The organism is Psychrobacter sp. DAB_AL32B, from assembly GCF_002224105.1.
Taxonomy (GTDB): domain Bacteria; phylum Pseudomonadota; class Gammaproteobacteria; order Pseudomonadales; family Moraxellaceae; genus Psychrobacter.
In genome coordinates this window covers 1-14,810 of record NZ_NEXU01000064.1, presented here as the reverse complement: position 1 = coordinate 14,810, position 14,810 = coordinate 1, and the positions used below count along the sequence as shown (strand labels likewise).

Below are 14,810 nucleotides of genomic sequence, written 5' to 3'. Positions count from 1 at the left end.
CACTAACAGAGCGTTAATTTAACACTGACTTAACAATCTTTTATCTCATATTTTCTTTAATTAACCTAATCATAAAATAGTGCTGCTATGAAACCTGAACTGCCCCCACGTATTGCCGTCTTATTAATCAATCTAGGTACGCCTGACGAACCTACTGCACCTGCAGTACGTCGATATTTGCGTCAGTTTTTATCAGACACGCGAGTGATTGAGATTCCTAAATTATTATGGGCGATTATCCTCAATCTGTTTGTATTACCGAGTCGTCCGAAGCGTGTAGCAGCAGCCTATGCCAGTATTTGGGATGGCGATTCGCCGATGCGTAACATCCTTAATACTCAAGTTGAGATGTTAGATAAGCGTTTGGCTGAAAGTGCTGCGCCATTTCGCGTTTCCGTGCATTCTGCAATGAGCTACGGTAATCCTGGTTTGCCTGATGTTATGGACAAGCTGCGTAGCGAAGGGGTCGATCATTTTGTGATGTTACCTGTATTTCCGCAGTATTCAGCGACCTCAACGGGTGCAGTATATGATGCGATTACCAAATGGTCGCTCAAGCAGCGTAATTTGCCTAATATCACCATAGTCAAAGACTACTTTGCCCATCCTTTATATATCAAAGCATTAGCGGATAGTATTCGCCGCTTTCAAGCGGTACATGGAAAGCCTGAAAAGCTGATGTTTAGCTTTCATGGTATTCCGCAGCCGTATATGGATAAAGGTGATCCTTATCCTAGACGTTGTAAGTGTACCGCTGCGCAAGTCGCTCATGAGCTTGGTCTAAAAGATGATGAATGGGTTATCAGCTTCCAATCACGCTTTGGTAAGCAAGAATGGGTCAAGCCTTATACCGATGTCATACTTGATGAGTGGGCGAAGTCAGGCGTGCGCTCCGTCCAAATTCTCAGCCCTGCATTTTCAGCAGACTGTCTTGAGACGTTAGAGGAGTTGGCGATTGAGAACCGTGAGAACTTCATTAATGCTGGCGGGCAAGAGTATCATTATATTCCAGCGTTGAACGCAGATGAAGCACACATTGATTTGTTAGAAGCCATGAGCGCGCCATTGGTAAAAGGTTGGGCGGGCACGTTAGATGGTTGGGCGTAGATGCTATTCTGAATAAGTCATAAGATATTAAAAAATACCGGACATCATGTTCGGTATTTTTTTATCTAAATAATTTTTATGATTTTCTACAGGGTAATTAGTTTATAAGGGAGTTGCTTTAAAAATCATCATCATTACTCAATTTTGCAGCATCTCTGTCTGCGATATCAATGATATCAGGATAGTTGCTATCATCTAAATTATCATCGACCAGGAGCTCATCGATGCGTGATTCATCAATATTTTGGCGATGCATTGGCGTAAGACCTTGAATGGCATCAGTACCGACTTCTGAATTGTCAAACCCTGCGCTATTATCAATGACATCATCATTATCAATAGTATGTAACATAGGGTTGTCTAAATCGACAAGTTGATCATTACTGTCCATATCCGCGCTCTTGTGGCTAGCGATACCGTTCATCTCTTCCGGCAGTGGGGTTTTTGAGTGTTCCATATTATATTCCTTAATTTTTATGCGTGTTAAATTTATTAGAATGTCGTCTTATGGCTATTTTGTATGGTTATCATCATTGCCTCTAGTAGTAAGCTGTCACAGGACGGTAAAAATATGTAAGAGGCGCATTTATTTGAGACGGTAATTTACAAGAGGTTATAGTTGTCTCAAAAAAAAGCGATGCAGTCGAAATAATGCCCTACTGATAAAAAAACGGCTACCGAAGTTGGTAGCCGTTTAGATATTCTAACGTTATCTATATCGTTTCTAGTGACTGATGTATTTGTTATTTGGTACCAATTTTACTATTGATAAAGCGCATCAATGAGTCAGGAGCTACTTGCGATGCTGTGTGTAGCATTTTAGCTGGAAAGCCAATAGGATAATGGGTGCGTGAAATCTTACGATTCGGTTTATCGCTTAGCTTGCATAAGGTTTTAGCGACATCATCGACAGTTAAATTGATACCCAAACGATCGATACTTGTAACACTAATGTCTTTTGTCATATCAGACTTAACCCATAATGGCATGACGTCAATTACTTTGATACCCAGCTCAGCGTATTCAATATTTAATCCTTCGGTCAAACCGCGTACAAAAAACTTACTGGCAGAATAAGGGGCAACTTCAGACTGACCATAAATCGCCGAGGCAGATGAGACGTTAATAATTTTACCGTCTTTACTATCTGCTAAATGAGGGGCTAACTTATGACAGCCGATAAGAACGCCTTTACAGTTGATATCAATCAATGACAACTGTTTATCCAAATCAGTATTGGGCAATGCGCCACTCACTAAGATGCCCGCATTATTAATCAATACATCAATGCCCTCAAAATGATCCATCATATGATCAATGGCAGTATCCCACGCTTCAGGATCAGTAACATCAAGGTGGCCATGGACGATACGATTGTCTTTCAGAGCTTTTTTAAACGCTTTATCATTAATCGCTTGCTCAAGCTCAATCGTGTCAATATCAAACAGACCGACGCTATGACCTTTTGCGACCAGTCGTTTGGCCGTCGCTAAACCGATACCGCGTGATGCACCTGTAATTAATATATTCATAATGACTCGCTTAGTAGTGATTAATAGTAGTGATTAATAGTAGTGATTAATAGTAGTGATTAATAGTAGTGATTAATAGTAGTTATTAATAGTAGTTATTAATAGTGATTAATGATGACTGAATAGAAATGTCATATTAAATAATGGTTTTAACCATATATTAACTATACATTTATTACCCATAGTAAATCCAACTATTGTTCTTTTATTTAACTTTTAGTATAACAAATTATACATAAGCTTTTAGCACTAAGGTGAATTGTATCACTGCTGATGCTTTTTATACTTTGCATGGTGCATATAGCTTATATGATAAATCTCTTTCGAAATCAATGGTTTTGAAACGCCACAAATAAACCAATGCAACAGCATAGACGCCCGTCTCTGCGATTTCTTCTACTATTTGTCCAATGCTTTCAGGAATAATAATAGTATTCTCGCCCATATATTCTAGTGTTGCTAGGGCAACTACGATGAGATATAAAGAGACAGGTACGGATTTTAATAATGCCCAAAGATAACGCCATGTATAAGCTAACAAGCCAATAATAGACAGATAAACGACTAAAAGAATAGCGTCTTCCCACCAGTCATAAGAGTGATTTAACAATGAAAAATCACTTGAAATAAATAGCTCTGGCAGATAGTTTAACTCACGACGAATCACCGCAAAAAATGTCAATACTGATGCTAGCCAAAAATAGTGACTTTGTTTGCTCTGACTCTGTATGACATACTGTGCACAACGTAATATGCACGCTATCAATATGATGATGCCGGGGATTTCGATGATGCCATCTGCAATCAAAATAAAGGCTCCTAATTTTTAAAATAAAAAAGTGAGCACAAAGGCTCACTTTAGACTGAAAATTATTTTTTTTAAAATAATATGATATAGGTCTATTATACCGCTAACTATCATATGCAACTGTTTCTTTAGTTTATGCTGAGAGAGTCAAGTATCTTACGCAGTATTACAACCATTTAATTTAAGGGCTAATGCGCCTCGTCCCAGTTTTGTCCACTATCTGTTTCGACTAATAGTGGTACAGCAAATTCTACATTCCAGCCTTTTTCGACGGCTGTCGTCGTCAAGACATCTTGCATCGCATCGGTAATTAATTGGCTAATATCATCAACCTTATCTGCATCGACTTCAAATACCAATTCATCATGGACTTGTAGTAGCATTTTTGCCTGAGATTTTGGTAATACTTTATCGACAGCAATCATCGCCAGCTTAATGAGATCAGCAGCTGAACCTTGTAATGGCGCATTAATAGCAGCGCGTTCAGCACCTTGCTTGACCATACGATTGCTGTGGTTGATATCAGGGGTGTAAAGCTTACGACCCAATATCGTCTCGACATAGCCTTGCTCATAAGCGCTGGCACGAGTATTGATCATATAGTTTTTAACGCCGGGGTAACGCTCAAAATACATGTCGATATAGTCTTGTGCTTCACCGCGGCTCATCTGTAATTGCTTGGCAAGCCCAAAGGCGCTCATGCCATAGAGCAGACCGAAGTTAATGGCTTTAGCATTACGGCGCTCAGTTGAGGTCACGTCTGCCACATCCTTACCCAGTACTTCAGCAGCTGTGGCAGCATGAATATCTAAACCTTCATTAAAGGCGTGAGTGAGATTTTCATCGCCTGAGAAATGCGCCATCAATCGCAGCTCAATTTGCGAGTAATCCGCTGCTAAAATAACGCGACCTTTTGGTGCAATAAAGGCTTGGCGAATCAAGCGACCGGTGGCGGTACGGATTGGAATGTTTTGTAAATTGGGATCGGTTGAGGATAAGCGCCCAGTACTGGTCAGCGCTTGATGATAGCTAGTATGTACGCGGTCAGTCTCAGCATCTGCAACGTTATCTAGCGCATCGGTATAGGTGCTTTTAAGTTTAGATAAACCGCGATACTCTAGAGTGATATCGACCAAAGGATGATCGACTTTTGATAATACAGCTTCACCAGTTGAATACTGACCTGACTTGGTCTTTTTGCCGCCCGGAACGCCTAGCTTTTCAAATAGCATCTCGCCAAGTTGCTTCGGTGAACCGAGATTAAATTCTTCACCAGCCACTTCATACGCGCGTTTTTCTAAAGCGATAATTTCTTCATCAAAACGTTTAGACAGCTCATTTAAAAATGAACGTTTAATTAAGATACCGTGAGCTTCCATCTGGCAAAGTATTTCAGCCGTTGGGATTTCTAGCTCGTGCAGCAGCTTAGAATTATTTTCATCATCGGCAAGTTTCTCGCTGAAAATATCGAACAGCTGATAAGTGATATCGGCATCTTCGCAAGCATAGTCACTGGCAATATCAATAGCCACTTGATCAAAACTCACTTGTTTAGCGCCTTTACCGGCGACATCTTCGAAGCTAATCGTTTGGGTTTGTAGATAATGCCGCGCCAAGTCGTCCATGCCATGACGGGTAATCGCGGCATTTATCACATAGCTGGCAAGCATGGTGTCCATTGCCCAATTATTCGGACGCTCATGTATCGCCCCAACTAAGTCGATATTATAGCGACTGAGAATATGCGCATCGTACTTTAAGTGTTGACCGATTTTGCCGATATTTGGATTTTCTAAAATAGGTTTGAGACGTGCTAACACCGTATCGCGGTCGAGCTGTTTTGCCGTTAGCTCATCACCCTCTAAGCTGTGCGTGAGCGGCACATAATAAGCCTCATGTGCTTGCACCGCAAACGATAGACCGACGATTTGTGCCTCGCGCCAATAAACGCTGGTGGTTTCGGTATCAATGACAAAGTGTGGAGCGGCTTCTAATAACTGAATCAAACTGTTAAAAGCAGGCTCATCTAAAATAGTGTGCCAGGCTTTATCATGGCTTTTACTGTCTTTGATATTATCAACCTTGGTTGATTGTAGATATTTAGCGATTTGCGCTTGTGATTCGGCATCGGCTTGACTGTCAGCGACACTTTGCGAGCCATGCCCATTAGCGTTGGCGGGATGGTTCGGGTGGTCGAGAGAAGCCAGCTCGTTTCTAAACTCAAGCTCATTATATAATTCGCGTAATTCATCTATATGGGCACAAGGGTCGGTATTGATTTTTAAATCGTTCCAATCTTGACCGATATCTAAGTCCGTCACGATGGTCGCCAGTTTGGCATTGAACGGGATATCATCGGCGTGCTCAATCAAACCCTTTGCACCGCGACCTTTAATAAAGCCAATATGCTTTAACATATTAGCGATATCGCCGTACTCAACGAGTAAGTCTTTTGCGGTTTTTTTACCGATGCCAGGCACGCCTTTGATACCGTCAGAGGCGTCGCCCATCAAGGTTAAAAAATCAATCATTTGGTTTGGATTAATACCGAATTTATCGATGACTGCTGCGGTGTCGGTTACTTTGCCCGTAAAGCTATCCTCTAATATGACGCAGTCATTAACCAGCTGCATCATATCTTTATCGCCGGTTGAGATGACCACGTGATGACCTTGCTCGACCGCACGGTGGGCAAGTGTACCGATGATATCATCGGCTTCCGCGCCTTCAATGCGTAACAGTGGAATACCCAACGCGGTCACCAAACGATGGATATAAGGAATTTGCTCTAATAGCTCTATATCGATGGGTGGACGAGCGGCCTTGTAATCAGGAGACATATGATGGCGAAAAGTCGGTGACTTGGTATCAAAGCAGACAGCCATATGGGTAGGATGATAACGACGCATCAGCTTTAGCAGCGCATTAAGCGTGCCGCGGATGGCATTGGTTATCAGACCTTGCGAGTTTTGCATGGTTTTTGGCAGAGCGTGATAAGTGCGAAACAGATAATAAGAGCCATCAACCAAAATAAAGGGTGGTTGATTTTTGTCGACGTGACTGGTGTCCATGGTTGCAACATTTGGCATGGTATCGAAGTTAGGCAACGCTTTAGGATCGAGTGCTTGGTGCGAGTTGTGGTTATTGTCTGAGCTAGGGTCGGTCATGTGGTCAGTCATAAAGGTCACTTATCAGCTATTAGATAGAAATATGTGCTTATTATAACGCTAAAATCAGCGCGTGCCGAGCTGCTTAAAAGTTACGAGAGGTTCTAGCATCAATAGTTTTTATCATTAAAATAAATAAATTTAACCAAACATAAAAAAAGAACCCAGACCAGCTGAGTTCTTTCCTTTACCGATAGCATCGTTATTAAGAGCTTATTTTACTTCTGAGGTCACTTCGCTATCGACATTACCGTGGGTAGCTTTAGAATATGGGCAGACCTTATTGGCTTTCTCCACTAATTGTTGGAATTCATCCGCTGATAGCTCTGTATTTTCAGCAATAACGTGAATTTTAACGGCTAATTGAAAATCTAGGCCTTCACCTTTAAGTAAATCTACCGATACTTCAGTAGTAGAATCAAACTTTGCTTTTTCTGCCCCTTTGACTGCAGCAAGTGCACCATCAAAGCAAGCAGCATAGCCCATGGCGAATAGTTGCTCTGGGTTATTACCGTCTTTACCAGAACCAGGCGCAACCATGTTAATCGTTAAATCACTATCTTGAAGGCTAGCGCTACCTGCACGGCCGCCAGTTACAGAGGCCTTAGTAGAATATAGGGTTTCCATGATTTATCCTTTTATATGAATTGTTGTCCATCATTTTTAGAGAGTGTTTTTTAAGTCTTGTTATAGCTAGTTTTAAAATAGCCCATCTAGCATACCAGAGGACAAGGAGAGCTTTATATAGCGGCAGTAAAAGTATGCTATGAATTTGTAAGTTCACCTTCTAAGTTTAGAAGCCAAAGAGTAAGTTTGCTATAACTCGTCGTTACAGTAGGGTAAACTAGGCGTATAAGTTAGATTTATAACAATGATAATTAGTAATACTAGTATTTAAAGAGGACGCATTAAAATGAATAAATTAATAATGACACCTATCGCGCTTTCATTATTAACCTTTATGCTGATAGGGTGCGGCGAGGGCGAAGATGCTATTTTCGGTTCGGGTAGCAGTAATGAGATTACGGTTTCTAGCTTTGAAGGTAACTCTAATAACATTGTGCGCATCAATGAAAAATACCGCACAGGGGAGCATAATAGCGAAGCTATTAATATTGTAGGTAACTATAATAGCCAAGGAATTAATACGCTAGATAAAACAGTTTTGCTGAACAGTTTTGAAGGAACACTAGAAAATAGATATATTGAGGTGAATGGTCTTACGGTCAAACGTCCCATTTATCTTAAAAATAGCAATACTGTTCTAGATTATAGAATTACCTATAACGAGATTAATTTATCAGGACTTAAAGCTGATAGCTATAAAGCTGGAAACGATATAAACAGTAGCTCTGGTATTCGAACCGCCTTAAATACTTACTCAAAAATATCAGCTAATAATGCCAATACTGCTTTTCCAAAGGGTTCTATTTGTTATATACCAGTAACCACCAGTGAGCGTGAGTTTTTAGCATTTAATGCCAAAAACGAAACCAATTATCGAACACTTAACGACTGGCTTAATGTCGCGAAAAATCGTTTTAACGATAGTCGTCCATCGCAAATTAAAGAAGGCTTTGGGGTAGGGACAAGTAATCGTCAAACAGCGTCACAGGTCAAGTTTTTTGCCACAAACGACGACCCAGAATATATTTACAGTGCTGTTGTATATGCCTACAGTAATAGCAGTAATCGTATATATGAGACTGATTATGTTGCTAGTGGCACAACTGGACCTAATGCGAGTGAACGTAACGGATTAGTTGACTGTACACTTTATAATAAGGTTGCTGCTGACTTTCTAGCAAAAGAAATAGCAGATAGTTATAGAAAATAAGTTCGTTATAATAATGCTTGAAATATATTAAGTAATCGAAATTAAGGCGATAAAGTAGTTAGATATACTACTTTATCGCCTTTTTTATTGTTTCATTGTACTGACTTTCATCTTGATAAAAGTCAGCAAAAATAGCATCTTGACTGTAAATCCGCTACAATACGCGCATCAAAATTCATCATATTTACTATCATCTCTTTTATTACATCCTGCTATTTTTCTTCCAAAATTTAACGATAAGTTACTCATTATGAGCGTAGATCCAAAGAAATTAAATAAAGAAGTTGCCAAACGCCGCACCTTTGCCATTATCTCGCATCCCGATGCGGGTAAGACCACCATGACCGAAAAGCTGCTGCTATGGGGTCAGGCCATTCAAGTAACTGGCGAAGTAAAAGGTCGCAAAACCGACCGTCATGCGACATCAGATTGGATGAGCATGGAGCAAGAGCGTGGGATTTCTATTACCACCTCGGTCATGCAGTTTCCCTACCAAGAGCACATGGTCAACTTACTTGATACCCCTGGTCACGCCGACTTTAGTGAAGATACGTATCGTACGTTGACCGCAGTAGACAGTGCGCTAATGATGGTTGATGGCGCAAAAGGCGTTGAAGAGCGTACTATCAAGCTGATGGAAGTCTGCCGGATGCGCGACACGCCTATCATCTCATTCGTCAATAAGCTTGATCGCCAGATTCGTGAGCCACTTGAGCTACTCAGTGAAATCGAAACGGTTTTGAAAATTAAATGTATTCCGCTAACGTGGCCGATTGGTATGGGTCAAGATTTCGTCGGCGTTTATCATTTAACTGAGAATAAAACTTACCTCTATGAAAAAGGTCATGGCGGTGAAATTACTGTGGCTGAGACTCGCGAAGGTTATGACTATCCTGATATCCGAGAACGCTTGGGCGCGCTGATGTTTAATTCATTTGAGGAGTCTCTTGAGCTGGTACAAATGGCGTTAGAGGACTTTAGTGTAGAAGCGTTTTTAGCTGGCGAGATGACGCCAGTATTATTCGGTACGGCACTCGGTAACTTCGGTGTCAATATGGTACTTGATACGCTGGTAAAATACTCACCACCACCAAAAGCGCATCCGACTACTGAGCGTGAAGTGGCAGCAACAGAGACAAGTTTTAGTGGCTTTGTCTTTAAGATTCAGGCCAATATGGATCCGCGTCACCGTGACCGCATTGCTTTCTTACGTGTCTGCTCAGGCAAGTACGAAAAAGGCATGAAGATGAAGCACGTGCGTTTGGGTAAAGAGGTGCGTATTGCCGATGCCTTGACCTTTTTGGCAGGTGACCGTGAAACGCTAGAAGAAGCGTATCCAGGTGATATCATCGGTCTCCATAATCATGGCACGATTTCTATCGGTGATAGTTTCACTGAGGGCGAAGAGCTGAATTTCACCGGCATTCCACATTTTGCCCCGGAATTATTCCGCCGCGTGATACTCAAAGATCCCCTCAAGTCAAAAGCCTTGCAAAAAGGTCTACAGCAGCTGAGTGAAGAGGGCGCAACTCAGGTCTTTATGCCACAGATTAACAACGATTTAATCTTGGGCGCTGTGGGTGTGCTACAGTTTGAAGTGGTCGCCCACCGTCTCAAAGAAGAATACAAAGTCCAATGTATTTTTGAGCCGGTATCGATTGCGACCGTACGCTGGATTCATTGCGATGATGAAGTGGCGTTGGCTAAATTTAAGCGTAAAGCCCATGACCAATTATCTTTAGATGGCGGTGGTTATTTGACCTATCTCGCGCCATCACGAGTCAACTTGCAGCTGATGCAAGATCGCTATCCAGAAGTCACCTTTAGCAATACTCGTGAGCACTAAAATCAGCCTGCTAATCACTCTTTATGCTTAACTCTAAAAGACACGCCTATCGTGTCTTTTTTATTGCTTATGATTTATTCAAAGAGCACATTACTACTTTGTAATAAATATTAATCACTCGAAAATGAAAACAGTGTTCCTACAATATAGAACAGTTGTTACGGTAGAATATCAATAAACCTTATATGTATACATATCAAAGAGGCTATATGAAATCTGCAACCCAACTTCATACTAATAAGTTAGCAGCAGCCCAGCCGTTAGCGCTAAAGACTGGCTGGCTGCGTCTAATGGGCGTGTTAGGTAGTGGGGTGCTATTTAGCGCATTAAGCTTGTCAGCGCATGCTGGTAGCCTTATTAGTAGCACTGATTATCTGGATTATGAACTACCAAAAAAGATACAGGAAACTTGCCTTCAGCGTGATAGATGCCCAGAGATTGAAGTCAAATATCTCAAGACCAATCATAATTGGATAAACGATATCACTAACGAGCGCATTAATAATCTAGTCGTTAATAGCAAGCCTACTGAGTCAGCACCTATCACTACTAAAAGCAATCAAGCAGACGTCAAAAGTGCCATCGATAGTTTTGTTGCCTCACAGTTCGCTGATTTACCTGCAGATAGCGTGTTTGTTTATAATTTGATGGTGACGCCTGAATATTTGGGTCATGTCAATGATTTTGAGATGTTCGAGATAAGTTCATATGTCTTTACCGGCGGCGCTCATGGAATGCCTTATAGCGAATATTTAGTGTTTGACCAAAAGACTAAAAAGCAAATCCAGTTGGCAGATATGTTACAAACGGGTAAAAAATCACGATTTAAAGCGTTGGCCTATAATGCTTACAAAGACTGGGTGAAAACAGTCGATGAAGACGTTAGTAGTTATGAGAAAAACTGGCCGTTTACTCTGAGCGATAACGTGACATTGACGGATAAAGGGATCGATATTCGTTATCAGCATTATTCTATTGGCCCCTATGCTTATGGGATGCCAGTGCTGAGCATTCCTTATAGTAAGCTTGGCGGGATTATAAAACCTAACCTTATTCCTAAATAATGAAGATTATGTCTTCATAACATTTATGACAATAATTTAACATTAGCCATTGGGTATTTGACAAAAAACAAGGAGTGATAGCATGACGAACCATACAGATAATGTGAATGCGGAAGCAGCAGACACGTGGCAGCTTAAGGCGTTAACTGAAGCGCTCGGTGACCTGACATTGACGATAACCGACAGTCTATCTGTCGGACGTGGTAACGATAATGATGTGGTGCTTGGTAGCAAGCAGATATCACGTAATCATGCCGTGTTGAGCGTATTAAACGGTAAGTTGTATGTAAAGGATTTGAACTCATCGAACGGTACATTTATCAATGATGAACGTATTGAAACCAATGAGTCTAAATACCTTGAAGCCGATGATACACTTGGGTTTTCAAGCTTTAGTTTTCAAGTAACTGCGCCATTGGCTGCTATGGATGATGAGGAAGTAGTTGCAGATAAACCAACTTTGATGTTGAGTCCTGATACTGAAATAGCGCCTATTGTTGAAACAAAACCGGTTGTTAAAGAAACAGGAATTGCTGACGTTTTATCAGCTACAAATAATTTGCAACCTACACCGGTCGAAACGGCTCCTGTTATTAACGCAACGCCTCAGATGCCTAGTGTAGCCACTGAGCAGGAAGCGCTGACAGCTCTAGAGGCTGCACCGACATCATTGACAGCCTCTGTTAATAACGAGCTACCCGTCACGCAGCCAGTGTTATCTGAAGAATCAGCTGTACTTGAAGAACCAACTTTACATGAAGAAGCCGTTTTACTTGAAGAAGCAGTAGCTCAGGCAGAGCATGACAAAACCACCACAACTGCCCTGCAAGAAGAAGCTGATCCCGATATTCTACGCGCGAAACAGGCAGCCACAGGACAGTTTTCAGGCACTGCCAATCTAGGCCAGTCTAGTGATCTCGGTACGACAGGCAACAACGCCATGGATCAAGCTATTAGTAATCCTGCCAATGCAGGTTCGATCGAGAAAAAGCCTAGCGGTGGTTGGTTTATATGGGTTTTCCTTGCCATTATTATTATCGGCTTAGCACTATGGCTGTTTAATACGGGCATGGTATAGGTAATTTTTGATAATAAGGCAGTATTAATCATGTGCTGCTCAATGATAAAAGTAATCCTCACCTCGCTTTAATATCTTATGGTCAGTTCAATGTCAAAGCGGTATAGCGGGACTGGGATGGTTTTTTTTTGCAGCCTCTGTTTACGTAGGCACAGCAAGCAAGAAAAATTCATTCCAGTCTAGCGTCATAAAACAACGTATCTATTTTATTGGGTATAGGCTATTGCAGCATATGATGAGTAAGTTTCATCTGTATTCACTAAATCTGTCATAACTTATAAGCATTAATGGTTGGTAAGTTTACATAATTATTTTGAGAATTAACCGATAGATGGTAAGTCAAAAAGAAGCCAGTGCTTATATTTTTGGCTGACAAAGTAAATGGTTTAATAAAGAGTCATACAATTAGTTATTTAACGATAATAAAAACTCTATTATAATCAATTGCTTGAGTTTTTTTATGAAAATAAAAGCAAAAAAAGCAAAAAAGGGCTTGCGTCTGTCAATATATTTGATAGAATAGCCACCACTTTGAGAGAACAAGCCGACTTAGCTCAGTTGGTAGAGCAACTGACTTGTAATCAGTAGGTCGCCAGTTCGATCCCGGCAGTCGGCACCATCTCTTTCAAAGTAGCTTTTTATGAATTTACTTTAAATTAAAGTTATTTTATATCAAGCAATCTAGGTGGGATTGGGGAGCGGTCAAACCCAACAGACTGTAAATCTGTCGCGAAAGCTTCGAAGGTTCGAATCCTTCTCCCACCACCATATTTTTTCTAAAGTTTGTCTTAGCGCCAAGCATACTCTATATCTTTAACGACTTTATATAAAGTCAATGCCGATAAGAGTAAATGCGGGTGTGGTATAATGGTAACACCTTAGCCTTCCAAGCTAATGACGCGGGTTCGATTCCCGCCACCCGCTCCATATATGCACCATCGCAAAAATTATCAATAATTCATCACGACAGTCAGTTATTATCGCTGTATCGTGATATTTTTTTTAGTGCAACTTACTGGTTGGCTAGAATACGCTCATATAGCTCAGCGGTAGAGCACTCCCTTGGTAAGGGAGAGGTCTTGAGTTCAATTCTCAATATGAGCTCCATTTATTGTTACAGGCTTTTATATTTGCTTTGCTACTTTCACACAGAGCCTTGCGTCGATATCGAAATTATAAAATATTGAAAAATTATAAATACAGTGTGGCAAATAATGATTTGAGGGTGACACTGAGGTGTTGCCTTTTCGTGCTGTCAGTTTATTAGTAAATGCTACACTTATTTATATTTTTAAGATATGAACAAAGTACAGCGAGATAAAGTTGTGCAACAGCGCTGCTATATATTAGCCTGTTGTATTCAATGGATTGAAAAGCACGTATAATGCCCTTATTTATAAGCTTAGTATCCAGACGTATGAAAGTTATACCTAAGATATCAGCGCTATCATAGATTTTTAGTTAACAAATTTTATCGTTAAAACCTAAATTTTGTTAGCTATATAGAATAAACATAGTGTCAACGGTTTGATGGTCATACATCAGAAGCCGTCAAACAGTTATTTACCAATCTTTGATTGATAAATATTCACCAAAAAAAGAGGAAATACCCATGGCAAAGGCCAAGTTTGAACGCGTAAAACCACACGTTAACGTCGGTACCATCGGACACGTTGACCACGGTAAAACAACCCTTACCGCTGCTATCGCAACTGTAGCTGCAATCACCTCTGGTGGCGAAGCCAAAGACTACGCAGCAATTGACAGTGCACCAGAAGAAAAAGCACGTGGCATCACCATCAACACCTCACACGTAGAATATGACACGCCAACACGTCACTATGCCCACGTCGATTGCCCAGGTCACGCCGATTATGTTAAAAACATGATCACCGGTGCCGCGCAAATGGATGGTGCTATTCTAGTTGTATCAGCCACTGACGGCCCAATGCCACAAACCCGTGAGCACATCCTGCTTTCACGTCAGGTTGGCGTACCGTACATCGTCGTGTTCATGAACAAATGTGACATGGTTGATGACGAAGAATTGCTTGAGCTAGTAGAAATGGAAGTTCGTGAATTATTAAGCGACTATGACTTCCCAGGTGATGACACCCCAATCGTTAAAGGCTCAGCTACTGAAGCCCTTAAAGGTTCACAAGAAAAATATGGCCAACCAGCGGTCGTAGAACTACTAAACATCCTAGATACTTACATCCCAGAGCCAGAGCGTGACATCGACAAAGCATTCCTAATGCCAATCGAAGACGTATTCTCAATCTCAGGTCGTGGTACTGTTGTAACTGGCCGTGTTGAATCAGGTATCGTACGCGTTGGCGACGAAATCGAAATCGTCGGTATCCGTGACACT

11 protein-coding genes and 4 tRNA genes are annotated in these 14,810 nt (G+C 41.1%); 10 read left to right on the top strand and 5 right to left on the bottom strand.

Annotation, left to right across the window (positions count from 1 at the left end; all coding sequences use genetic code 11):
• Positions 1-87 precede the first annotated feature (87 nt).
• On the top strand, positions 88-1,107 hold the full coding sequence (gene hemH / locus CAN34_RS07415) for a ferrochelatase (RefSeq protein ID WP_089555105.1): 1,020 nt from the start codon (positions 88-90) through the stop codon (positions 1,105-1,107).
• 118 nt (positions 1,108-1,225) lie between these two features.
• Here the strand turns inward: hemH and CAN34_RS07410 are convergent, their stop codons facing one another.
• From CAN34_RS07410 to CAN34_RS07390, 5 genes are all read right to left on the bottom strand, one after another.
• Entirely contained in the window at positions 1,226-1,564 is a 339-nt protein-coding gene (locus CAN34_RS07410) for a hypothetical protein (protein WP_089555104.1), read from the bottom strand.
• Positions 1,565-1,850: 286 nt separating this feature from the next.
• Positions 1,851-2,639, bottom strand: coding sequence for an SDR family NAD(P)-dependent oxidoreductase (locus tag CAN34_RS07405; RefSeq protein WP_089555103.1), 789 nt, complete (start codon positions 2,637-2,639; stop codon positions 1,851-1,853).
• 280 nt (positions 2,640-2,919) lie between these two features.
• Positions 2,920-3,447, bottom strand: coding sequence for a hypothetical protein (locus CAN34_RS07400; RefSeq protein ID WP_089555102.1), 528 nt, complete (start codon positions 3,445-3,447; stop codon positions 2,920-2,922).
• Positions 3,448-3,635: 188 nt separating this feature from the next.
• Complete coding sequence (gene polA / locus CAN34_RS07395; RefSeq protein ID WP_089555118.1) at positions 3,636-6,614, bottom strand: DNA polymerase I; 2,979 nt, start codon at positions 6,612-6,614, stop codon at positions 3,636-3,638.
• Positions 6,615-6,827: 213 nt separating this feature from the next.
• Positions 6,828-7,241, bottom strand: a complete 414-nt coding sequence (locus CAN34_RS07390) for an Ohr family peroxiredoxin (protein WP_089555101.1) — start codon at positions 7,239-7,241, stop codon at positions 6,828-6,830.
• Between the two features lie 286 nt (positions 7,242-7,527).
• Here CAN34_RS07390 and CAN34_RS07385 point away from each other — a divergent pair, with 286 nt between their 5' ends.
• The 9 genes from CAN34_RS07385 to CAN34_RS07345 all read left to right on the top strand — a co-directional run.
• The gene (locus CAN34_RS07385) at positions 7,528-8,451 is read left to right on the top strand and encodes a hypothetical protein (protein WP_089555100.1); all 924 of its coding nucleotides are present in this window, start codon (positions 7,528-7,530) and stop codon (positions 8,449-8,451) included.
• A gap of 250 nt (positions 8,452-8,701) precedes the next feature.
• The gene (locus CAN34_RS07380) at positions 8,702-10,297 is read left to right on the top strand and encodes a peptide chain release factor 3 (protein WP_089555099.1); all 1,596 of its coding nucleotides are present in this window, start codon (positions 8,702-8,704) and stop codon (positions 10,295-10,297) included.
• A 209-nt stretch (positions 10,298-10,506) separates the two neighbouring features.
• Positions 10,507-11,361, top strand: a complete 855-nt coding sequence (locus CAN34_RS07375) for an RsiV family protein (RefSeq protein ID WP_089555098.1) — start codon at positions 10,507-10,509, stop codon at positions 11,359-11,361.
• An 82-nt stretch (positions 11,362-11,443) separates the two neighbouring features.
• The gene (locus CAN34_RS07370; protein ID WP_089555097.1) at positions 11,444-12,439 is read left to right on the top strand and encodes an FHA domain-containing protein; all 996 of its coding nucleotides are present in this window, start codon (positions 11,444-11,446) and stop codon (positions 12,437-12,439) included.
• Positions 12,440-12,982: 543 nt separating this feature from the next.
• A tRNA-Thr gene (locus tag CAN34_RS07365) sits at positions 12,983-13,058 on the top strand.
• A 65-nt stretch (positions 13,059-13,123) separates the two neighbouring features.
• Positions 13,124-13,207: transfer RNA gene (locus tag CAN34_RS07360), tRNA-Tyr, on the top strand.
• A gap of 85 nt (positions 13,208-13,292) precedes the next feature.
• Positions 13,293-13,366, top strand: a tRNA-Gly gene (locus tag CAN34_RS07355).
• Positions 13,367-13,471: 105 nt separating this feature from the next.
• A tRNA-Thr gene (locus tag CAN34_RS07350) sits at positions 13,472-13,546 on the top strand.
• A gap of 505 nt (positions 13,547-14,051) precedes the next feature.
• On the top strand, positions 14,052-14,810 hold a 759-nt coding region (locus tag CAN34_RS07345), incomplete at its 3' end, for an elongation factor Tu (RefSeq protein ID WP_121509219.1).